Below are 23,856 nucleotides of genomic sequence, written 5' to 3'. Positions count from 1 at the left end.
ATGTATTAAGCATTGCTTTAGTAAACTTTGTTTAGTTTTGCTAAACATTATTTACCTGAGTCAAAAAATGTATTTCCAAAACAGTTCTGATCGATTAAAGAAGATATTTGGGAATCCTGCATGGTCATTGATCGCGGCATTCGGTACCTACTTTTGTATGTATGGCTACAGGAAACCCTATACCGCCGCAGCTTACACAGACGCTGGTTTATGGGGTTTAAGTTACAAATTCGGGATGATCATTGCCCAAACCATTGGCTATGTGCTTGCAAAATGGATAGGTATTAAATTCGTATCAGAGATAAGGCCCTCAAGGCGCATCGGGACCATCATCGCCCTGATAGGGTTTGCTGAAGCCATGTTATTGCTTTTTGCTTTGGCGCCGCGTCCATGGAATTTAATGTTCATGTTATTGAATGGTCTGCCTTTAGGGGTAATATTTGGTTTAGTGCTCAGTTTTTTAGAGGGACGCAAACAAACAGAATTTTTGATTGCCGGGCTTTGCGCAAGTTTTATCCTGTCGGATGGGGTATCAAAATCGGTAGGCGCCTTTCTTCTGACCGTTGGCGTTAATGAAAACTGGATGCCATTTGTTGCCGGCCTGGTGTTTCTGTTGCCGGCATTGTTATTTATTGCGATGCTGGCCTGTGTTCCCCGTCCCTCCGACATGGATATTAGTTCGCGCTCGGCAAGAGAACCGATGACCGCTGCCGATCGCTGGCACTTCTTTAATAAATACACGCCGGGTTTAATAGCCATTATCGCCATTTACCTGTTTGTTACTTTACTGCGTAGCGTACGGGCCGATTTTGCCCTTGAGTTATGGGCGGGCCTTGGATATAAACAAACCCCACAATTGTTCACAACTTCCGAATTGATAGTTTCATTCTGTGTTATCCTGATCACGGGCCTTGCGGTGCTCATCAAAAACCACTACCAGGCATTCAGCCTTTCAATGTTCACCACTTTTACCGGTTTCCTTATCCTGCTGCTGGCTTTAACCGGCCTATACGGGGGGATGGGCAAATTTACTTTTATGGTATTGGTTGGATTGGGGGTTTATTTGCCCTATGTAGCCGTACATGCGGTTATTTTTGAGCGGCTTATCGCTATTACCCGCGAGCACGCAACGGTAAGCTTCCTGATGTACGTGGTTGACTCGGTTGGGTATACGGGTTATATCGGCCTGATGTTTTTACGGTATTTTACGCACACGGCAGATTCCATACTATCGCTGTTTTTACAAATATGCCTGTTCCTTGGTATTGCGGGGTTGTTGCTGGTGCTGTTCAGTTATTTATACTTTAAAACAAAATTAAAACCTTATGTACAAAGAAACGCCAAACTTTCCGCCGGGTAAGGCTATCGTGTTTGAGGGCACCGGAAAACCCTTCCGTACGGTTGAAGGGAATATTTACCCCGATAAGGAGTCGATAGTGGTCAGAAACCGCTATACCACACTTTGTGGCAGCGATATTCATACCTTTTGCGGGCACCGCAAAGAACCAGATGAGGTAGTTTTAGGACATGAAATTGTAGGTGATATACTGTGGTTGCCCCAGGGAGAGGTAGTCACTGATCTCCGTGGCGAAACCGTAGCAGTGGGAGACCGGGTTACCTGGTCTATTTTTGCTGTGCCGCCCGGGGTTGAAGCGCCAAGGCCGGATCTGCCGCAAAAAAGCGAACAATTATTTAAATACGGGCATGCACCGGCAAAACAGGACGACCTGTTTAACGGCGGCCTTGCTGATTATTGTGTATTAAAGCCTAATACCGCCTTTCTGAAAATATCTCCTGAAATTCCCTTAAAAGTTGCAGCAACTATCAGTTGTGCACATGCTACTGTAACAGGTGCGCTGCGGGTAGCAGGTGATATAGCAGGTAAAAACGTGCTTGTTTTTGGCTCAGGCCTGCTGGGGATCTCTTGTGTGGCTATGTGTCGCGAAGCGGGCGCTAAATGGGTAGGACTTATTGATAATGATGAGGCGCGCCTTACCTGGGGGCCAAAATTCGGTGCTGATGAAATGTTTACCTTTGCGCAAAATAACAATAGTGAGGGTTTTGCATGGCCCGATGCTGATCTTGTATTTGATATGACCGGCCATCCGGAGGCGATGAAAGCCGGTGTTGAGTCGCTTGCACTTGGCGGCACCGCCATTTGGATAGGGGCTGTTTTTCCGGCTGCTCCGGTACCTGTTGATGCGCAACGGATAGTACGCCGTGTACTTGGAATAAAAGGGCTCCATAATTACAATTATGACGACTTTTTGAACGCCGCCATCTTTATTGAAAACAACTATCGCAAATATCCTTTTGAAAAACTTGTAGAAAAAGAATTTACCCTTGATGAAGTGGACAATGCTTTCCGGTACGCTGCTGAAATTAAGCCGGTACGGGTAGGGGTCACTATTAGCTAAACAATCAATTAAAAAATATAAGAATGAAGCATAACATAAAAATGGTCGTTTTTGATATGGCCGGAACAACAGTTAACGAAAATAACCTCGTATATAAAACCCTTCAGAAAGCTATTAATGAGGCCGGGTTTGATTTTAACCTTGACCAGGTGCTGGCCGAAGGTGCCGGTAAAGAAAAAAAACAGGCCATCAGGTCGGTTTTAGCTGTTTACGCAAATAATAATGATGAAGAGCTGATCGGGCAAATCTTTGAGAATTTTATGGTGCAGCTTACAGCAGCATATGCCACAGCCGATATCCTGCCTCAAAACAATGCCTTAGCACTTTTCAGCGCATTGAAACAGCGTAATATATATGCAGTATTAAATACCGGGTATGACCGCGCAACCGCACAGGCTATCATCAATAAACTGGGATGGCAGGAAGGGGGAGATTTTGACGGTCTTGTTACCGCATCTGATGTGAGCAAAAACAGGCCCAACCCCGATATGATCTATTTTGCGATGAATAAGTTTGGTGTTTCAAATGGAAGCGAAGTAGTAAAGGTGGGCGACTCGATAATCGATATTGAAGAGGGGCAAAATGCCGGTTGCAGCCTGAGTATCGGCATCACCACAGGAGCCCATACTGCCAAACAATTGCTGTCGGCAAACCCTGATGCGGTTATTGACGATCTGATAGATTTGCTGCCGCTGATTGATTGAGTAGCTTATCTTGGGATTCTGTTTATACCGTAGTAGCCGGCAAATTCACGGGTACAAAAGCTTTTAATTATTTTAATAACAGTAACGCACGAAGTGGCGCCCGTTACTGTTATTGTTTTTATGTCGATTTTAGGAAGAACAGGTGCACCGAGAGGCTCATATTACCGACCTGCCGGGCAATTTGCTTGAGATGAAATTCTTAACGGCAACTATTTTACCGGTACGTACCAGGTAGCCGATGAATAAGGCTATTAACATGTTTTTTATTTAACTATACCTGCAAAACGTTGATAAAAAGCCGTTGGACTGTCGGCATGCTTAGGCTCAAATTTACCGGCGATAATGGGGATGTATATCACCCTGCGGCGGCTTTCTTCACCAATTACTGACGATTGGGCCACACGATGCCATAAACGGCCATCGTGTATGGTAAGGTCGCCGGCAGTAGGGGTTATAGCAACCTCGTTTTCATCGGTATCGTGATCAAGGAAATACTTTTTACGAAAAAGCAGTTGATAAAGGTTTTGTTTATGAGTACCCGGAAGGATCCGCAGTCCGCCGTTTTCCGGTTTTAAAGTGCTCAGGTGGATGCCTACATTAAGCATCGGGTTTAATTTTTGCCCATGGAATATATCGCGTAAGCCATCGGTATGCCAGCCCATTTTAGTAAAGCTGCTTTCGGGGCCGTTTACATAGTGGTTAAAAACCATTCCGTCCTTTTCTTCGGTGCCTAAGCGTGCACCATCACCCACTAAATTCAGTAACACCTGGAAACGCGGATCTTTTGAAAACTCATCTAACAGGCTGTGATGTTTATTGATAAAAGCAAAACGCTGCACTATGGGCGAACCGTCAAGGTCTTTGCCAAATTTGATGGGAACGCCGTTTACTTTTTCGGTTTTATCGTTAAGCCATTTTTGCTCCACCTGTTTGGCTGCGTTAATGATATCGTTTACCGTTTCGGGTTTAATGAAGTTTTTAAAATGGATATAACCGTGCAGGTTGAAAAAAGCTTGTTGTTCGGGTGTAATTGTTGAGCCTAAGGTAAATTTTTGATATGACGCAGCCATAAAACGGAATAATTAAAATGCTTGAAAATGAGTATGTAAACCTGTATGATTACCTATAGAGGTACCGGTGGAAGGATCAGGATCCTTAAGGGAAAATTAACAACAACAGCTGCACATGGCCCCTGTTGTCAAGGACATTCGCATTGGGCATGCAAATAATATGTGGTGTTTATTGTTCAATGTATATTACGTCTATCTTTTTAGTAGATAATTACAAATGTAAACAAATTGTTAATCACGCCAAATTTTTGTGAAAATAATTTTAACGTTTGTAAAGGCCTGCAGTTACGCGTTCAATAAATGCTTTAGGGCTGTGCCTGGCGGCGGCTGCTGAAAGCTTGTTTAAAAAACCAGGAACTATTTCGGCTTTTTTATTGAGCATCCCGTTTAAGCCTATCCGGGCAACATCGTCGGCAGCCATATTGAATTTGGCGGCCAATTCGGCCAATGCGTCCATTCCGGCGCTATGGGCGAAGCCTGTATCGGTTGGGCCGGGGCAAAGGCAGCTTACAGCTATCGGTGTATCTTTTAATTCGTATCGTAATGCCCTGCTAAAAGATAGCACAAAAGCTTTTGTTGCCGAATATATGGCTAATGTTGGTACGGCCTGGTAAGCCGCTGTGCTTGCTGTATTAAGTATGTATGCCTGATTTTGCTGTTTTAAAAGCGGGATAAAATGATAAGAAAGCTCAACCAGCGCGTTCATATTTACCTGCATCATGGCTGTTTGCGCGGTGATATCCAGTATATCAAAATCGCCCCATAAACCATGGCCGGCATTGTTCACTAATATGGATACAGGAACTGCAAGCGTATTTGCCCAGTTAAATACACTTAAAGCCGCACCCATATTTGACAGATCGATCGCCAGATACTCAACTTTAATTTGATATTCGGTTGTTAGTCGGGAAGATAGTGCCTGTAAATCATTTTCTGAGCGTGACACCAGCAGCAGGTTATACCCTTTTTGCGCCAATTGCAAAGCCATTGATTTGCCTATGCCCTTACCGGCACCGGTTATTAAAGCGTATTCATCCATCATTAATATACTTATTTGATCGGGTGACAAGTTTAAACAAAAATAATCTACTAATATTGTAGACTATTTAAAATGTTAGTACGTTTGTATACAATATGAAAAATATTATGCTTCATTTTCATTTTTTAAGCTGTAGCCCGATTGGCTGTTGTTGTTGATACCGATCGCCCTTAGGCTGTTAAATATCTCGTACTCCATACAACAATCACAGTTTAAAATTTGACCATGACCTCCTTTAGCATAAAGTATTTTTTTGGCGCTTTTGTAATTACCAGCTTCATTTTATTTGCATTGCCGTCATCCGCTCAGGTTTCCGCCTCAATTAGGTATAAGGTTAACTTGCCGGATACCTCAGTCCATAACGTTATCAACGATAACTATTCGGCAGGACTTGTTATTCCAAAAACAAACCAGCTGGCAATCAATGAACATATTACCGGCATCGAACAAAATATAGAAAGTCAGCTGGATACCCGCGCCGGCCGTAAACAATTGTTGGATTATCTCAAAGACCTGTCTGAAAATAATAACAGTGAGGCTGCTTATAACCAGGCAAAAGTGAAGGTTTATTACAAGCTGGCCAACGTGTTTGCCAAATTGCATTTATATCCGCTGGCTATGAAATGTTTTTTTAAAACGATGGCCTATAAACGGGACGGACAAAACCGCAGTGATTCAACAATAGCTGATACTTCGGGCAAAGTGCTTAACCTGAACAATGGTTTGTTGGCTATTAATGCCGCAGATGATTCTGTTTTTGTAAATGATCCGGTTCAGCTAAAGGACAAAAAGGAGAAGAAGAGCAAATCCATCACCTATAACCGTATCCTCAATAGTTTTAACGATGGGAAAAAAGCAGCTGCTTATGCTATACTGTTTCATGTGAAACAGCCCAAACCCGGCAAGCCAGCCGTGTTTATACGGGCTAATACGGGGCATACGTTTATTACCCTGATCAAGTATAATACCGATTCAACCTCGGTATCTGTTTCTTTCGGCTTTTATCCTAAAAAAGATAATATATTTTCGGCAACCCCCTGGGAGCCCGAGTGCACAGGCGGGTTCAAAAATGATTCGGCTCATCAATGGGACGAGGTTATGGGTAAGTTTATAACCGAACGCAGGTTTAAAAGGATCCTGAAACTTACCCGTCAGTACGAAGGACTGGAGTATCATCTATCCAAAAACAACTGTACTGATTTTGCACTCCAGGCGGCATCTTTTGCCGGCTTTGGGGTAACCAATTCAAAGGGCTCATGGCCGTTAGGCCACGGCAATAACCCGGGCACAACCGGGCAAAGCATTATAGCAGGCGGTGTGTTCAATGATGGCGATAAAGATGATTTGTTCATCAATTTTGATGAGGTTTATAGGTAACAGCTTACATATCGCTCCATTCAGATAGCTGCGCCAGTATAGGTAACAATGCTTCTCCCTTTGGGGTAAGGCTGTAATCAACCCGTACTGGTACTTCGGGTATAATGGTTTTAATGATCAGCCCTGACATTTCCAATTCCTTTAGTTGTTTGCCCAGGGTTTGATCGGTAATCCCGGGCATAACGTTTTTTAGCAGGCTAAACCTGTTGTTACCCTCATCAATATGGATAAGCATCAAAGCCTTCCACCTGCCAGATATGGTATCTAAAGCACCATTAATCCTGCATGACTTATATAGAAAAGCCTTATTGATGGAATTGGACGAGTTTTCTTTGATCATGATAATTTACTGCTCCCTTTTTTGTGAGTTGCTCCCAATTAAAGGAGTATGGATTTTTAATATGGCTGGTATTTAGTTTTGAGCCATAAGCAAATTTAAAGTTATACCCTAATGAAAGCAATACAATTGAATGGTTTTGGTGATGTATCCAACTTTAGTTTAGTTGAAATGGATACACCTGTAATTAAAAATGACGAGGTACTGATACAAATAAAGGCGGCTGCATTTAATCCGATAGATTACCAGATGCGTTTGGGGCTGCGCGAAAGCAGGCTGATGTGCTCGCCGGTTTTAGGGCGTGAGCTTGCCGGGGTTATTGTGCAGGCGGGGCCCGGTGTTGTTGGTTTTAAACCTGGTGATGAAGTGATGGCACTGGCCGGGAGCCGGGGTTCAAACGGGAGTTATGCCGGGCTAATGGCACTTAACTATCAAATGATTGGGATAAAGCCAAAAGGAATAAGTTTTGAACAGGCAGCAGCAATACCTTCATCGGGTTTAACGGCATGGCACAGTTTTACAAGAATGCAGGCCGGGGCTAACGATACTATCTTTATTAACGGCGCAGCAGGTGGGGTAGGGCGTTTTTTGATAAAGCTGCTAAGAGCGCAGGGTATATCAAACATCATTGCCACAGCCGGGAGCGAACAAAGCATAAAAACCCTTTACAGCCTGGGGCTTTCATCGACAGAAGTTATCAACTACAATCAAGAGGATCTGGCAGGAAAGATTATTACTGCTAACGGTGAAGAATTGTTTGATTATGTAGTTGATATTGTCGGCGGTTCAATATCCGAAACAGCGGCAACTGTTTTAAAAACAAATGGGAATTATATTGATATTACCTTTTTAGGCACAGAGCTTACCCGCCAAATTTTATTTGATAAAGGCGCTACCACCTGCAACATAGCGGCCTATGCGTTTGCAGCTAATAATAATTTGAGCTGGTATGGTGAAACTCTCCGTTATTTAGGCAGGCTGATTGATGATGGAAAAATTGATGCGCCTGAAATTAATGTTATTGGTGAGCTTAGTGTTGAAACCGTGCAGCAGGCTCACCGCTTAATGGAGGCAAATTGTATTTATGGCAAAAAACTGGTCATGACTATTTCTTAATTAACATGGGCAAAAGAAGCCTTTATTGATGCTTACCGTAACAATTGTAACAAATTAAATATATAGTCTATAGATTTGGTAGTTTATTTTTTAATTTCTATGTTTGTCGCCGTACTAATAAAAAAATAAGGGTGATGAACACTTCTTTTACTAAACAAACAGTACTTCCTGAACAGATACAACGAATGCACGCTTCTCCAAAAGCATGTATGTGCAGTTGTTGTAAATAACATTATCTATTCGTGAAATTGATTATAGCAGGTTAACAAACCGGCCCTGCATCGCTATGAAAAAACGTGATTTGAATTTTGAGGTACTTTAACACAACATATGAACTAAAACTATACCCCTGATTAAGATAACAACCGGCAAGGAAGCCTTGCCGGTATGCCGAATGACAGACCAGCTACGTAACGCCAATCACTCCGCCGGTCTGCATCTGAGCTAAACTAAACGCATTGAACATTTATTTTAACCTCGTTAAATATGGAAATATTTATCCGTAAAAACACAACTGCACTTTCCAAATATCTTTTCCTGCTCCTGTTCTTTTTGCCCTTTGCAGTAGCGGCCCAGCAGGAGCCGCCCGCAACCGTTAATTCTATTTTAAAAGGCCGCGTATTTGATGCCACTACTCATGATGTATTGCCGGGAGCTGTGGTATCCATTAAAGGTACAACCCACGCTGTATCGACCAATGCCGAAGGCCGTTTCGATTTTATAACCGGCCAGAAATTCCCTTATACATTAATCATTCGCTTTATAGGCTATGAGCAGCAGGAAATTGTTGTTAACGGCAGCCCTGTTGAAATTTACCTGAAGGCTATCCCGCAGCAGCTTAATGATGTGGTTGTTGTAGGCTATGGTACCAAAACCCGTAAAGACCTCATCAGTTCGGTATCAACTATAAAAGCAGATGAAGTAAAGAAAGCCCCGGTTGCCAGTTTCGATGCGCAGTTACAGGGGAAAGCATCTGGTGTACAGATCAATTCAAATACCGGTGTACCGGGCGATGGGATTTTTATCCGGGTACGCGGTACCACATCTATCAATGCCAGTAATGATCCGCTTTATATAGTTGACGGTGTATTTTTAAATAACACCAGCTTACAAACGGTTAATACCGGCGGCAGGGCAACATCACCCATTGCCGATATTAATCCCGATGATATTGAAAATATTGAGGTATTGAAAGATGCCAGCGCCACTGCTATTTACGGTTCGCGCGGTGCAAACGGTGTTGTTATTGTTACTACTAAACGCGGTAATTACAATACCAGGCCAAAGATCAACTTTAACGTTTCGCAGGGTTTAGCATGGCAGCCAAAAGACAAATTGTGGAAACTGACCACCGGCCCTCAGCATGCTGAGATTGTAAACGAGTTTTACCGTAACTCAGAGGCGGATGCTATTGCTGCTGGTAACGCTGCAGGTATTAAAACTTATCAATATGTGCCATTTCGCGCCGCAAATGATAATCCTACAGCATCACCGGCACCAAGGGGCTTACCGTCGGAACAAAATACATACGATCGTTTGAGTGAGCTGTTCCGCACGGGAAACCTTGCTAACTATGACCTTTCCTTAGAAGGCGGGTCAAAGGATACCAAATATTATATAGGAGCCGGTTACACCAAGCAGCAGGCTGATATCAAACCAATCGACTTTAGCCGCCTTGGTTTTAAAGTAAACCTTGACCAGCGCATCAGCGATAGGGTACAGGTTGGTACAAGTAACAGTGTTTCACGCTCATACCGTAACCAGGCGCGTTCGGGTGATGGTCCGGCGGGTGGTTTGTTCCAGTCGGCATTGCATACGCCAACGTATCTTCCCGAAACCAATCCGGATGGCACACCTGCCCGATATGCCGGTTTTGATAACCTGCAGGTGCTGATTAACAACTACGATGTAAACACCACCAGCTTGCGCTACATAGGCAATTTATATGCGGATATCGAGATCCTGAAAGGTTTAAAATTTCGTTCAAGCTGGAGTGTTGATTATAACAACTATAACGAATCTGAATACTGGAACGATAAAACACAATTGGGTGCATCGCCTACAAACGGCCTGGCAACATCGGCCATAACCCAAAGCAGCGCCTGGATCAACGAGCAAACCTTAACCTACCACCATCTTTTTGGCCAAAATCATACGTTAGATGTTGTGGCGGGTAATACCTTGCAAAGCAATATCGTACAGCTAACCTCCGCTCAGGGAACCGGCTTCCCTAATAATGCCTATACCGATATTTCGGCCGCCTCCACCCGTACTGCTAATCAAACCTGGACAAAGGCTAACCTTTCCTCATATTTCTCACGTATTTCATACAACTACGCCAGTAAGTATTACCTTGAGGTAAGTGCCCGCGCGGATGGCTCATCTAAATTTGGTACCAATAATAAATGGGGCTATTTCCCATCAGTTGGCGCTTCATGGCGCGCCAAGGAAGAAAGCTTTTTGAAGGATGTAAATTCCATCAGCGATCTTAAGCTGCGCGCAAGCTATGGCGTTACCGGTAACCAGGCGGGGATCAACAATTTTGCGGCACAGGGCTTATGGAGCGGCGGGGCCGGTTATCCTGATAACGTAGCCGGCGGCGATAAAGCCGGCACCGCACCGCAGCAATTGGCAAACCCTAACCTGAAATGGGAGCGTACCGCACAGGCCAACGTAGGCTTTGACCTTGGTTTACTGAACAATCACCTGAATTTATCTGTCGACCTGTACTCTAAACAAACCAGCGATGTGCTGCTGCAATTGCCGGTGCCCGATATTACAGGTTATAGTACTTATTATAGCAACGTAGGTAAAATCAGCAATAAAGGCTATGAGGTAAGTATCAGCTCAAGCAACATCAAAACCAAGGATTTTAGCTGGAGCAGCAGTTTCAACATCTCAGGCAACGTTAATAAGATCAAATCGCTGCCGGTACCAATTAACCAGTACAGCCGGGATTGGATCCGTATGCAACAGGGTTACTCCATGTTCTCATTTTGGATGTACAAACAGTTAGGCGTTGATCCGCAAACCGGTAACGCCATATTTGAGGACGTTAATAAAGATGGCGTGATCAACACTGCCGACAGGCAGATAGTTGGCAACGCGCTGCCTAAATACTTTGGTGGTTTAAGCAATACTATCACCTACAAAGGCTTTGACGCCAGCTTCCTCTTCAGTTTTGAAGAAGGTAACAAAGTGCTTAACCTCAATCGCTTTTTTGGTGAAGGTGGTGGTACCCGCGATGCCAACCGTGTAATATTTGCCAGCCAGTTAAACAGGTGGCAAAAACCGGGCGATATAACCGATGTGCCACGTTTAACGGCATACGGTAATAACTATACGCTTGAGCAAAACAGCCGCTTTCTGGAAGATGGCTCCTTTATCCGCCTCAAATCATTAAGCCTTGGCTATACACTACCCAAAGCGCTTACCCAAAAAATAGACATCCAGTCGCTGCGCATTTATGTGGTGGGTAGCAACCTGCTGCTGTTCACCAAATACACAGGGCCCGATCCGGAGGCGAACGTAGGTGGAGGGCAGGATGTACAGGGTATTGACCTGGGTACACCGCCGCAGCCGCGCTCAGTTCAGTTAGGCGTAAACATTACTTTATAAGGAGGGCAACCATCATGAAAATATTAAAAAATATAAAATATACATTACCTGTTTTAGCATTGGTTACGCTGGCTTCCTGCAAAAAGTTCCTGGATGTACAGCCTAAGGATTCGGTATCTGACAGCCAAACCATTGTCGATCGTGCATCAGCCGAAACCGCTGTTCGTGGTATTTACAGGGCATTATCTGCCGATAATTACTACGGCGTAAACTTTGTTTCGGTAGGCTATTTATCAGGCGATAATATCCAATGGACGGGTTCGCAATCCATCGTACAGCAATTTATTGATCATAATGTAAAAGCGGATAACGCTACGGTTTCAGGCATCTGGCTGGCCATTTACACTACTATAAACCGTGCAAACTATGTAATTGCCAAATTACCCGGCGTTACCGATGCTACACTCACTACGGCCGAAAAAAATCAGCTTTTGGGCGAGGCTTACTTCATCAGGGCATTGTGCTATTTTGACCTTGCCCGTACCTGGGGCGGTGTGCAGATAGTGACTACACCAACGGTTTCGGCTACAGATAAAAACGGCATAGCCCGCAGCACTGTTGAGCAAACTTATGCCCAGGTACTGAGCGACCTGAACGCGGCTGAACCGTTGCTGCCATTGCCAACCGCACAAAACCCGGTTAGAGCCAATAAGGAAACTGTTTACGCTTTAAAGGCAAGGTATTACCTGTACCAAAAGGATTGGACTAATGCCGAAAATTATGCCACACTGGTATTGGGCGACACACAAAACTATTCCCTACTGAAACCTTACAGCGCCTGGTTTGCCAATAACGTAGTTGGTACCAAAGAGTCGGTTTTTGAACTGTCGTACAGTGCTACCTATACCAATGGTCACCGCGGGCAATGGCAGCCGCCTGCCAATAGCGGTACCCGCCAATGGGCGCCTAACAGCACATTTATCAGTTTGGTTAATGACCCTGCAATCGGCGGTAACCGCAGTGCTTTAGTTGCCAAAACATCGGCAGGCTTATGGTATGGTAACCTGTACTACCGCAGCCCGGCAACTGATCCTGCCTACATTATCAGGATTGCCGAAGAATACCTGATCCGCTCTGAAGCCCGTGCCCAGCTCAGCAAGCTTGACGATGCCCGTACCGATTTGAACGCTGTACGTGACCGCGCCGGTTTAACAGCTACAACAGCTGTTTCACAAACCGATATTTTACTGGCTATTGAAAACGAACGCCGTATTGAGTTTGCGCTGGAAGGACATCGCTGGTTTGATTTGGTCCGTACCGGCAGGGCAGCAGCCGTATTGGGTGTAACCGATACTAAGAAAAATATATTGCCTATCCCGGTTGATCAGCTGAATGTTGATCCGGCTTTAACGCAGAATCCGGGGTATTAAGGACATAAAGCCGGGTGACTGAGTGGCTAAGTAGAGGTCTGCAAAACCTTGTACGGCAGTTCGAATCTGCCCCCGGCGTCTTCTGAATCAATTTAAAAACATAAAACAATGAGCACATTAACCACCAACCAAACCAAATGGAAGGAATACGAAAAGGGGGCTTTTCGGTTCTTCTTCATTTACTTTGTGCTGCAAGCCCTTCCGCTCGACTGGAAGTACTTCGGCAACCTGTTCCGCATTCAATGGGGCAGCCTTAATTTTGGCGATATCTTTTATATCAGCCGTTACACGCCCCAGTTTATATCAGGTGCCAGCACACCGGGCACATGGGGCATCGGTACCCTTGCCGATTGGGCACTGATAGCCGGTATTGCATTGATCGGGGCTATCATCTGGAGCCTTCGCGATAAAAAGAGCGAAAACTATAATAACCTGTATTACTGGCTGCGTGTAATTTTACGTTACCGTTTAGCCATCGGCATTATCGCTTATGGCTTTATTAAATTCTTCCCATTACAATCACCGCTGCCTTCATTAAGTAACCTCAATACATCTTATGGCGATTTTAATCGCTGGAAGCTATTCTCGCTGAGCCTGGGTATTGTGCCGGGTTATGAGTCGTTTTTAGGCTTGGTAGAGATAGTGGTCGGTATATTGTTGCTATTCCGTAAAACAACAACTTTCGGCGCTGTAATTATCCTGGTATTTACGGGCAATGTGTTCATCTCCAATATAGCCTATGACGGCGGAGAGGCTATTTATGCACTTTATCTCATCAGCATAGCCTTGTTCTTAACTGTTTATGATGCACAGCGCATTTATAACCTGGTAGCTTTACGCAAGCCAACATCGCCAAACACAGTAAAAGTTTCGTTGAGCGGCCAGTGGCGTACATCACGTTTGGTATTAAAAAGCCTGTTCATTTTCTTTTTCGTGTTCCTTTACGGATATAAAACTTACGCTGCCTATCATCATGATATTTACCAGTATCCAAAAGCTAAAGGCCTGGCAGGTGTAGCCGGTTTATATAATGTGAGTGATTTTAAGGTTAACAACAAACAACTACCATACTCGCAAACTGATACTTCCCGCTGGAACGATATTGTTTTTGAAAAATGGAATACCATCAGTATCGGTTCGTTAAAAAGATATAAGGCAGATACTGCTGTTACCGAGGAGATCAGCAGGAACGATAATGACCGCAGTTACGAACTTGATGGCACAACAGGCCGTGCGTACTATAGCTATACAGCTGATACGGTAAAGCAAATTTTGCTGCTCAAAAACAGGAACAGCAATTACAAGGCCGATCAGTTTGCGCTCCATTATACCAGACCTGCAAACGGTACCATCATCCTTACAGGCATCGATCATAACCGCGATTCGATATATGTGCAGTTGGACAGGATCAACAAAAAATACCTGTTGCAGGAAGCCGCACAGGGCAGGAGCAAGGCACTTAAACTTTAAGACGTAAACCTTCAAAAGATATTTATCATGGCAACAACAGTAATAACCCCGGAGGCAGAGCAAGTTGGCAACGCTGTACCGGAAAGCAGGTCCGGTAAACGGGCCCCTGTAACAGAACCGGCCGCAAGGGAGGAGTGGACAGCTACCCAGCGCGTTGCGTTCCGCATAGCGTTCATTTTTTTAATCATCATGTGTATCCCGGTAACGGCCGAATGGTGGAATAACCTGGTAACCATCAACTGGTTCCATCTGCATTATCGCGATCTGTATGATATAGCGCGTTTTTCGCCAAGTATTTACAAATTTCAAAACCCGGCTTATAACCTGTTGGGCTATATTGACTGGGTTGAAGCGCTTGCTATAGGTATCGTCGGCGGTTTGATCTGGACTGCCCTCGATAATAAAAACAAGCAATATCATAACCTGTATTACTGGCTGCGCGTGGTGGTGCGGTACAGGGCAGGTATAGGCATAATCGGGTTCGGCTTTACAAAGCTGTTCCCGGTTCAAATGCCTTATCCATCATTAGGTGTGCTCAATGCACATTTTGGTGATCTTACTGCGCAAAAGATTTACTGGCTTTCGGTAGGGATTGTGCCCTGGTACCAGGTATTTGCCGGCGTGGTTGAGCTTACGGCAGGCACCATGCTGTTCTTCCGCAAAACCACCACTTTTGGTGCCATATTATTACTGGGTGCTTTAGGCGATATTACCTACGTAAACTTTGCTTATGATGGCGGTGTACACGTTTATGCATCATACTTTGTGCTGTTTTCAGCATTTTTATTATGGTATGATGCGGTGCCGGTTTATAACCTGATTGTTAAAGAAAGTTTCACCGTTCCTCCAGTGCTGATCCCCGTGTTTACCCAAAAATGGCTCAGGGTTACCCGGATAGTTTTAAAAACAGCCACCATTGGTATATTCCTGGTTTGGCTGTATTATTTGCAATATGTAAACTTTAAATATGACCCTTATAAGCAGCCTGCTATGAGTGGATTGAAACAACTGCGCGGTAATTATAACGTAAGCGAGTTCAAGTTTAACGGGCAGGATATCCCTTATTCACCTTTAGATTCGGTACGCTGGCAGGGGGTAACTTTTGAAAAATGGTCGTCATTAACGTTTAATGTTAACAAGCCATTAAATCTCGACCTGTCAAACGGAGGGGGCGCAGCCATGCGCGATATTAACCGTAATTTTGAGCTAACCGGTGTCGCAGGTGGGAAACGGGTATTTTATTATGATGCCGATACGGTGAATAAAGTACTTTACCTACAGGATAAACTGCCCGAATTTACCAAACGCAAAGGTAAACGCGGCAACCGGGGAGGTGATAAAGGAGGCGATAACAAACTTGCAAAATCATTTATCCCTGCCGAAGCAAAGGCGAATATTCGTAATGAGGTTACTGCGATTGACCCGGCAGCACAATCAACACGACGCGAACGCGGCGTATCGCAGGAGCTGAAGGACAAACGGAAACGCGCCCGCATGGTGCTTTATTATACAGCTGATGCAAGCGGATCGCACATTGTATTGACCGGTAAAGACGACAAGAAAAATGATGTGTATATTGTGCTTGACCGTGTAAACCGTCAATATGCGCTTACGGATAGTAAGTTAGTTGCGGGCAAATACTAAAACAAATACCAATGAAACCGGAAAAACGTGATTATGATGCAGTGATAGTAGGCTCGGGGCCAAACGGCCTTGCTGCGGCCATATTGTTGCAGCAAAACGGGCTTTCGGTTTTATTGCTTGAAGGGAAGAGTACAATCGGCGGCGGTTTGCGCACCGAAGAGCTTACCCTGCCCGGTTTTAAGCATGACGTTTGCTCGGCCGTTCATCCGCTGGCGGCGGGCTCTCCGTTTTTTGAAACGCTGCCCCTGCATGAGCATGGCCTTGAATATATATATCCCGAAGTAGCTGCGGCGCATCCCTTTGATAACGGAACGGCGGCAGTGCTCAAAAAATCCATCATTGAAACAGCCGATTTGTTGGGTGCTGATAGGGATGCTTATATCAAACTGATGGCGCATTTGGTAAAATCATGGCCGGGTTTGGCACCCGATGTGTTGGGGCCGCTTACTTTTCCGAAACACCCGGTTGATCTGGCCATTTTTGGGTTGGATGCTTTAACCTCATCAACTCATTTAGCCAAACGCTTTAAAACCGAAGAAGCCAAAGGACTTTTGGCAGGCATGGCGGCACACAGCATTCAGCCCTTAACCAACCTGAGCACATCGGCTATTGCTTTGGTGCTGATGGCTAACGGGCATTTAAAAGGCTGGCCGGTGCCCAAAGGTGGTTCGGTAAAAATAGCAGATGCATTGGCTGCGTATTTTATATCGATAGGAGGTAAGATTGAGACTAACACTTACATAACTTCTTTTGATCAGCTGCCATCGGCAAATGCGGTTTTGTTTGATGTTACACCAAAACAATTATTGCGAATTGCGGGGCATAAATTTTCATCGCTGTACAAATGGCAACTGGAACGTTACCGCTATGGCATGGGCGTTTTTAAGGTTGACTGGGCCCTTGACGATGCTGTTCCGTTTAAGGCGGAAGGGGCACGGAAAGCGGGCACTGTACATATCGGTGGTACTTTAAAGGAAATTGCCGCAGGTGAGCAGCAAATCTGGGACGGTTTGCATCCGGAAAAGCCTTATGTGCTATTTGCCCAGCAAAGTCTTTTTGATAACACCCGCGCACCCGAAGGTAAGCACACCGCCTGGGCTTATTGTCATGTCCCCAACGGTTCAAATAAGGATATGACCGATATCATAGAGAAGCAGGTTGAACGTTTCGCCCCCGGTTTCCGTGAGCGAATCATTGGCAGGCATACTTTTAATACACAGCAACTGGAAAGCTATAATCCTAATTACATCGGCGGGGATATCAATGGTGGGGTTATCGACCTTGGCCAGTTATTTACCCGGCCTGTATTGCGGCGTTCGCCTTACCGTACATCGGCAAAGGGCATATATATCTGTTCATCATCCACACCACCGGGAGGGGGGGTACATGGCATGTGCGGCTATCATTCGGCCAAACGCGCGCTAAAAGATGTGTTTAACATCAGCATAAAATCATAACATATTATCACACTATAAAAATTCAATTATGTCAACCACCACTACTAAACTAACCCTGCACGAAGACTGGGCAGTAGTTATTTTAGGCTCATTGATCATCATCCTTTCGTTAGCAGGCCTGCTTTTACCTGTGCCAAGCTTCGGCTGGAAAGACAGCGCGGAGCTAACCGGTAAAGTACTGGGTTCAGCTAATTTAATTAAAGTGCTTATCCAATTTGGTTTTGTTATTATTATTGGCGGGATAGGTGCGCTCATAACCGGGAAATCCATTAAAAATTATACTTTGGGATTCCCGCTGGTATACATTGTTACTATCATTGCTTTAATACTTGCCGGTAGCAGCCAGGCTAAATCGCTTAATCTTGAAGCTGTGATCTTCAGTCTTGTTTTGGGCTTACTCATCAGCAATTTTATCAAGCTGCCCGAGTGGCTTAAGTCATCCCTTTCTACCGAGTTGTTTGTTAAAATAGGCCTGGTGCTTTTAGGTACCAGCGTTATTTTTGGCGATATCTTAAAAGCAGGCTCTTTAGGCCTGATCCAGGCTTTATTAGTAGTAACCTCGGTTTGGTATTTCGCTTTCTGGGTATGTAAAAAACTCAAGGTTGATGACGAGATAGCCATGATGATCTCCAGTGCGGTATCCATTTGTGGGGTATCGGCTGCCATAGCTACGGCAGGTGCCATCAAAGGCGATTCAAAGAAGCTTTCCTATGTGATCTCCATGGTGCTCATTACTGCTATCCCAATGATGATCTTTATGCCTATCATCGCCCATAAATTCCATTTTTCGCAGGAAGTTACCGGGGCATGGCTGGGCGGCAGTATTGATACTACCGGTGCGGTGGTAGCCTCCGGATCATTGGTAGGCGAAGTTGCCCTGAAGATCAGCACAATCGTAAAATTTTCACAAAACGTGCTGCTTGGCCTGGCTGCTTTCGCCATCTCCATTTACTGGACATATACCAAGCATCCATCGGCACAGGATAAAGATACCAAACCAACGCTTAAAGTGATCTGGGAGCGTTTTCCCAAGTTTGTGCTTGGGTTTATCGGTGCTTCATTGCTGTTCTCGTTCTTCCTGTCGCCGGTAGCCGCTGCAACAGTTAAGGATAGCCTGAAGAATTTACAGGGGCTTTGGTTTGCATTAGCTTTTACCAGTATCGGCCTCGAAACCAACTTTGCCGACTTGTTTAACGAAAACAGTAAGAAACCCTTATATGCGTTTTTGATAGCACAAACCTTCAATATTTTTATTACGCTGGCCATAGCGTTCATACTGTTTTAACAGGCTGTTACCATGTTAAAAAAATTCAAAGTAAGGCGGAGCCATGCCCTCATTTTTGCGGGGATCATCATTATTGGGTTGATGGTTTGGCTTTGGCCTGCTTTTTCATCTGATCAAAAAAACTGGCCTGAAAGCTTTGGATATGGTAAAACGGCTACGAAACAGGAAATAGCCGCCCTTGATATTGATGTACGTCCCGATGGTAAAGGGCTGCCGCCGGGAAGTGGTACGGTTGCGTTGGGCGAGGTGATTTATACCAACAAATGCGCGTCATGCCACGGTGCTGATGGCAAAGAGATTAAAGGCGTTAAATTGCCGGGTCCGCCATTGGTTACCGGGAAAGGTAAAACTAAAACAATAGGTAATTACTGGCCCTATGCCACTACCTTATTTGATTATGTGCGCCGGGCCATGCCCTATAATGCGCCGGGTTCATTAACCAATGATGAAGTTTACAGCCTTTCGGCCTGGCTGCTGAGCGCAAATAAAATAATTAAGCCTACTGAGGTTATGAATGCACAAACACTGCCCAAAGTGATCATGCCCGCGCAAAAACTTTTTGTTATTGACGACCGCAAAGGCGGCCCTGAAGTAAGGTAATATGGAAAAGCAACAGGATAAACCGGTTAAAATAATTGAAAAGAAGATCAGCAGACGCACCTTGTTGGGTGGAGCTTTGGCCGCGGCTATTATCCCGGTAACATCATCGTTTGCTAAATATGTGCAGGTGGGCGTGCCGATTGTTCCCGATCCAACTAAACAACCCGGTCCGTTGCCGGGTACTTTAGGAAAACGCTCGCTGTTTGAAAACCCGGTTAAGAAACCTTCGGATATTTCATCTCGTACACCTTTGCAGGACCTATACAGTACCATTACACCTTCGGATCTGCATTTCGAGCGGCACCATGCGGGCATTCCAACCATCGATCCAAACACATACGAACTGCTGATCCATGGCATGGTTGAGCGCCCCATGAAGTTTAGCCTGCATGACCTCAAACGTTTTCCTTCGGTAACCCGCACCTGTTTTATTGAATGTGCAGGTAATTTCCGTACAGGTAAAGAAGAAATGACCGCACAGGAAATCCTTGGCCTAACCAGCCAAAGCGAATGGACAGGTGTGATGCTTTCAACCCTGTTCCGCGAGCTTGGCGTTGATCCCAAAGCAACCTGGTTTTTAGCCGAAGGGGGAGATGCCTCGGTGCTTACCCGAAGTATCCCCATGCACAAAGCCTGGGACGATGCCATGATCGTGTATGCCCAAAACGGCGAGGCTATCCGTCCGGAACAAGGTTATCCAGCGCGCTTGCTGTTACCCGGATGGGAGGGAAATACCAATGTGAAATGGTTGCGACGAATAGAGATTTCAGACGCGCCTTATTTTACCCGGGAAGAAACCTCCAAATATACCTATGCTGTAAAAGATAAGATCAGGATGTTCAGCTTTGAGATGGATGGCCGGTCGATCATTACGTTCCCATCCTTCCCGCAAAAAGTTGAACGCGGCTGGATCGAGATCCGCGGTATCGCCTGGAGCGGCAGGGGAAAGGTGGTCAAAGTTGAAGTAAGTACCGATACCGGTAAAAATTGGAACGAGGCAAGGTTGCAGGGGCCCATACTGGAAAAAGCACATACCTATTTTCGCTATTTGTGGCAGTGGGACGGTTCGGAAACGGAAATTTTAAGCCGTGTTACTGATGAAACAGGATATACCCAGCCCACACTAAAACAGCTGATTGATGCCCGTGGAAAGGATATCGGCGGATACCATATGAACCCGGTAACTGCCTGGCGGCTTAAGCGCGATGGTAGTGTGGTTTTTAAACCTGAGAGTTATAAATAGTAATATAAAGAAGATATTAATGTTAGCAGGAACTTGTTAGCTCCTGCTAACCACAATTGGTGAAACTATTACATGACTTTGCCGTTGGCATCTATCATATCAATGGTTATAACATAATGGTAATCATTAACATCAACCCGGTTTGATAAAAAGATCACACCACCGTTTTTAAGAGCGTTTACAACCACCGGCCAGCTATCGTATCCGCAGCACGGATAACCCCCGTTGGGCATGGTTGGGGAATTATTGATGCCTATATCCCACATATGTACACCAACGTTTGAATAGCTGCTTATTTCAGATCTGAAACCATTGCCGTATTCCTGTTCCTGCACAACAATATTATCTTCGGCGGTAGTTGTTAAATAGGCCGCAGGGTATTTAAGTAATTTTCTGTCGAGGAATGTTCCTGTATTTGAAAAAAGAAATAAGCCACTTGCCGATTGTGTAACAACAGTATAGCCACCATTCTTTAGCCTGGAAATGAATACCTGCCTTCCTCCGGCCCCGTTAAGCCCCCAGCTTACAGCTGTTGACCATTTTAATTTACCCTGCCCGTCGAGTTTAAATATGCAAAGAGAGTCACAATATGCGCAATGTGTTGTTGATAGTGGATCTTTTGGTTTATTGGCAGCCAGCACATAGCCATCACTTTCAATTACTGCATTAACCGCGCCCGAAGTATTAAGCTCCTGTTCAAATGATTTTTGCCATTGTACGGTACCGTTAGCGTCTGTTTTAATAACCAGGGTATGCGGTATTTGATTTCCGTATATATCTGTTGTATTGTGCACGCCGGTTAAAATAAAGCCGTTATCAGGTGTTTGCTGTACCCCTGTAAAGGTATCGTTGCCAAACTCTTTTGACCACAATACAGATCCATCGGCAGTCATCTTGATCAGCTCATTTGAAATTGTTTTACCTGATGTTGAGCCCAGAAAAATATAATTGCCATCACCGCAAGTGTTCATGTTGCTCAGTTTGGTATTGGCATCAAGCATTTTGATGGCAGTTTGCTTTAGCCCATTGTCCAGCTTCATTAAAAAAGATGTGGCCTTGTCATAGGCACCGTTCCTGCTGTTTACTGTTCCTAATAATAAATAACCGCCATTGGGCATTTCTTTTATTTGCATGGCAGAGGAAGTGCCGGGTTGTCCTGAAACAGTTAGATCAAAGGTACGCTCGGCAGTGATTGCAGTAAGTTGTATGCTGCTTGTATCGCTTGCCTTAGCGCTGCGGGTAGTAATCAGTTTTACTGTATACTTTCCGGCTTGAGCATATGCGTGCACAGGGTTTTTGTCAGTTGATTTACTGCCGTCGCCAAAATCCCAGCCGTAGGTTATATCTGTACCGGTTTCAGAAAGGTTCTTGAAATAAAAATTGGAGTCGGTATAAGCCAATGTCGATATTTTCTTCTGTTGAAGCGTAGCATCAGTAACAGAGGTTTGGAAGGTACTTTTAGGCACTTTCAGGTCAACGGTTTCTTTCTCGGTCTTTTTGCACCCTATATAAACAGCAACAATAAGCGGCAATATCAAGACTGCCTTGGTTTTAATATTTTTAAACATGAGGGTTATAGGTTGAATTTTTCTACAAAAAAGGCGTAGTTGTTGGTGCCATGATACCTGTCGGCTGTGATGCATATCAATTGATTGCCATCAATAAATAATTTTGCCGGATAAAGTTTAGTTTTCAGGCTTTTTAATATGGTGCCCGAAGGGTATGAGATCAGATCGACCTGAGCAGTGTTGGCCGATGCCGCATAAATTATATTACCTGCATTGTTAACGGCAAAATCTGTGTAAGCAGAGCCCGGCCGGGCCATATCTTTCTCATACAGCAGATCTTTAGTGTATACTGCGCCAGAGGCTGCCGTAATGAAATGTGAACCATCCGGAAAAGCAGAAAGAATGTTACCGCTCAGTGCATGGTCACCATGATAACTATCAGGTGTTTTGGTAAGCGGCTTGCCATCGGCACTAATGGTATATAGGTTCAGATCTGTCGGAGCAAGGTTAAAGGTAATGTCTATCAGTTTGTATTTAGAGTTGGGTAACAGCATTAAACGCGTATAATCCCAGACACCGGTTATACCTAACACTTTTTTTGTTTTGCGATCATAAATTTTTACGGCGTTGTCATAAAAACCATCATACGACATATCAGATGATGAAACAAACAACAAGCCATCGGCCGCAACTACCGAGCCTACTTCCGGACCCTGTACATAAATTTTGTCTTTCAGGGTTAACGTTGCAGTATCATAAATATAGAGCCAGCCGTCGGCAGTTGGCAGGTATAGTTCATTATTAGTCCCATTGTAACTGCCCAGCGCGCTATAACCCAAAACATTGCCAACGTTTACTGTTTTGATCAGTTTGTAGTTTGCATAATCGACGGCAGTTACCGTACCTGATTCCCGGCTGATCATATACATGACCTTATGTTGAATATCCGGCACGATGTCTGAAAAAGCGGCTGTTATGTAGGTATTAGGGCGGTGGTAAGTTACTGACGAATATATGGAGTATTGTACAGAGTCGGTCTGGGAGTAAACAGTATACTGAATGTCGGGAGCAAACGGCATACTTTTTTCGGTAAAACTCAGTGAATCGGGGTTGCTGAAAGTCTTTAATGTAGTGTAATTATTGATAAAGCTTCCATTTTGAAAAGTGGTTGACATGCGCGCAAGCATATATTGCTTAAAACGCGGGCCTCCGGTTTTATTCCATTTTAATGTAATGGTAGAGTCGTTTATAACTTTCTCAATGGATAAAGTTATTGATGTGGAAGAGGTAGTATCAGGATGGACGATGCGATATTCAGTTTGTGTTTCTTTTTTACAGGATGATATAAACAAAGCAACAGCAATAGCACAATAGATTACACGGTTCATGACAGATTTGGGTTGTTACGCAAAGGTAATATTTTGGAGTAAAATTCTGCATGCCCATAACTTTTCTGATCTGAAACAATTTTTAGCATAAAACAGCCTCTTATGACTATCTAAGAAGCTGTTTAAGAATGCAATATTCATTCCCGTTGGTTAAAACCAATGGCAATGAAGTTTTATCTACCTGTAAACAACAGTCATCAATTTTAAACAGCG

At 44.5% G+C, this 23,856-nt stretch carries 18 protein-coding genes and 1 tRNA gene; 14 read left to right on the top strand and 5 right to left on the bottom strand.

The window, feature by feature from the left end; all coding sequences use genetic code 11:
* Nucleotides 1-67 precede the first annotated feature (67 nt).
* From ACFFGT_RS15170 to ACFFGT_RS15160, 3 genes are read left to right on the top strand one after another with little or no spacing between them, the layout of a single operon-like run.
* Complete coding sequence (locus tag ACFFGT_RS15170; RefSeq protein WP_377023378.1) at nucleotides 68-1,360, top strand: DUF5690 family protein; 1,293 nt, start codon at nucleotides 68-70, stop codon at nucleotides 1,358-1,360.
* Nucleotides 1,326-2,417, top strand: a complete 1,092-nt coding sequence (locus ACFFGT_RS15165; RefSeq protein ID WP_377023377.1) for a zinc-binding dehydrogenase — start codon at nucleotides 1,326-1,328, stop codon at nucleotides 2,415-2,417. The genes ACFFGT_RS15170 and ACFFGT_RS15165 overlap by 35 nt, the downstream gene beginning before the upstream one ends.
* A 23-nt stretch (nucleotides 2,418-2,440) precedes the next feature.
* Nucleotides 2,441-3,121, top strand: coding sequence for a phosphonatase-like hydrolase (locus ACFFGT_RS15160; RefSeq protein ID WP_377023376.1), 681 nt, complete (start codon nucleotides 2,441-2,443; stop codon nucleotides 3,119-3,121).
* Between the two features lie 263 nt (nucleotides 3,122-3,384).
* Here ACFFGT_RS15160 and ACFFGT_RS15155 read toward each other — a convergent pair whose 3' ends face one another.
* Both ACFFGT_RS15155 and ACFFGT_RS15150 read right to left on the bottom strand, forming a co-directional pair.
* Entirely contained in the window at nucleotides 3,385-4,191 is an 807-nt protein-coding gene (locus ACFFGT_RS15155; protein WP_377023375.1) for a phytanoyl-CoA dioxygenase family protein, read from the bottom strand.
* 262 nt (nucleotides 4,192-4,453) lie between these two features.
* On the bottom strand, nucleotides 4,454-5,233 hold the full coding sequence (locus tag ACFFGT_RS15150; RefSeq protein ID WP_377023374.1) for an SDR family NAD(P)-dependent oxidoreductase: 780 nt from the start codon (nucleotides 5,231-5,233) through the stop codon (nucleotides 4,454-4,456).
* A gap of 336 nt (nucleotides 5,234-5,569) precedes the next feature.
* On the opposite strand from ACFFGT_RS15150, the gene ACFFGT_RS15145 reads away from it, so the two are divergent.
* Nucleotides 5,570-6,607 (top strand): hypothetical protein, encoded by a 1,038-nt coding sequence (locus ACFFGT_RS15145; RefSeq protein ID WP_377023373.1) that lies wholly within the window; start codon nucleotides 5,570-5,572, stop codon nucleotides 6,605-6,607.
* Between the two features lie 4 nt (nucleotides 6,608-6,611).
* Here the strand turns inward: ACFFGT_RS15145 and ACFFGT_RS15140 are convergent, their stop codons facing one another.
* A complete protein-coding gene (locus ACFFGT_RS15140; protein ID WP_377023372.1) occupies nucleotides 6,612-6,947 on the bottom strand; it encodes a winged helix-turn-helix transcriptional regulator in 336 nt (111 codons plus the stop codon).
* A 111-nt stretch (nucleotides 6,948-7,058) separates the two neighbouring features.
* On the opposite strand from ACFFGT_RS15140, the gene ACFFGT_RS15135 reads away from it, so the two are divergent.
* From ACFFGT_RS15135 to soxC, 10 genes are all read left to right on the top strand, one after another.
* Entirely contained in the window at nucleotides 7,059-8,060 is a 1,002-nt protein-coding gene (locus ACFFGT_RS15135; protein WP_377023371.1) for a quinone oxidoreductase family protein, read from the top strand.
* Nucleotides 8,061-8,546: 486 nt separating this feature from the next.
* Entirely contained in the window at nucleotides 8,547-11,678 is a 3,132-nt protein-coding gene (locus ACFFGT_RS15130) for a SusC/RagA family TonB-linked outer membrane protein (protein ID WP_377023370.1), read from the top strand.
* A gap of 14 nt (nucleotides 11,679-11,692) precedes the next feature.
* Nucleotides 11,693-13,048 (top strand): RagB/SusD family nutrient uptake outer membrane protein, encoded by a 1,356-nt coding sequence (locus tag ACFFGT_RS15125; protein WP_377023369.1) that lies wholly within the window; start codon nucleotides 11,693-11,695, stop codon nucleotides 13,046-13,048.
* 8 nt (nucleotides 13,049-13,056) lie between these two features.
* Nucleotides 13,057-13,127 (top strand) — tRNA-Cys (locus ACFFGT_RS15120).
* Nucleotides 13,128-13,156: 29 nt separating this feature from the next.
* A complete protein-coding gene (locus ACFFGT_RS15115; protein WP_377023368.1) occupies nucleotides 13,157-14,518 on the top strand; it encodes a DoxX family protein in 1,362 nt (453 codons plus the stop codon).
* Nucleotides 14,519-14,545: 27 nt separating this feature from the next.
* Entirely contained in the window at nucleotides 14,546-16,162 is a 1,617-nt protein-coding gene (locus ACFFGT_RS15110; RefSeq protein ID WP_377023367.1) for a hypothetical protein, read from the top strand.
* An 11-nt stretch (nucleotides 16,163-16,173) separates the two neighbouring features.
* Nucleotides 16,174-17,619, top strand: a complete 1,446-nt coding sequence (locus ACFFGT_RS15105; protein ID WP_377023366.1) for a phytoene desaturase family protein — start codon at nucleotides 16,174-16,176, stop codon at nucleotides 17,617-17,619.
* Nucleotides 17,620-17,647: 28 nt separating this feature from the next.
* Nucleotides 17,648-18,904 (top strand): YeiH family protein, encoded by a 1,257-nt coding sequence (locus tag ACFFGT_RS15100; RefSeq protein WP_377023365.1) that lies wholly within the window; start codon nucleotides 17,648-17,650, stop codon nucleotides 18,902-18,904.
* A gap of 12 nt (nucleotides 18,905-18,916) precedes the next feature.
* The gene (locus tag ACFFGT_RS15095) at nucleotides 18,917-19,504 is read left to right on the top strand and encodes a c-type cytochrome (protein WP_377023364.1); all 588 of its coding nucleotides are present in this window, start codon (nucleotides 18,917-18,919) and stop codon (nucleotides 19,502-19,504) included.
* A gap of 1 nt (nucleotide 19,505) precedes the next feature.
* Entirely contained in the window at nucleotides 19,506-20,747 is a 1,242-nt protein-coding gene (gene soxC / locus ACFFGT_RS15090; protein ID WP_377023363.1) for a sulfite dehydrogenase, read from the top strand.
* 68 nt (nucleotides 20,748-20,815) lie between these two features.
* On the opposite strand, the gene ACFFGT_RS15085 is transcribed toward soxC, so the two are convergent.
* Nucleotides 20,816-22,315: a PKD domain-containing protein gene (locus tag ACFFGT_RS15085; RefSeq protein WP_377023362.1), complete on the bottom strand. Its 1,500-nt coding sequence runs from the start codon at nucleotides 22,313-22,315 to the stop codon at nucleotides 20,816-20,818.
* Nucleotides 22,316-22,320: 5 nt separating this feature from the next.
* A complete protein-coding gene (locus tag ACFFGT_RS15080; protein ID WP_377023361.1) occupies nucleotides 22,321-23,643 on the bottom strand; it encodes a YncE family protein in 1,323 nt (440 codons plus the stop codon).
* Between the last annotated feature and the right edge of the window lie 213 nt (nucleotides 23,644-23,856).

The sequence above is a fragment of the Mucilaginibacter angelicae genome, from assembly GCF_042434235.1.
Lineage (GTDB): Bacteria > Bacteroidota > Bacteroidia > Sphingobacteriales > Sphingobacteriaceae > Mucilaginibacter > Mucilaginibacter angelicae.
The sequence above is the reverse complement of the archived record's forward strand: the minus strand, read 5'-3'. Positions and strand labels throughout refer to the sequence as shown.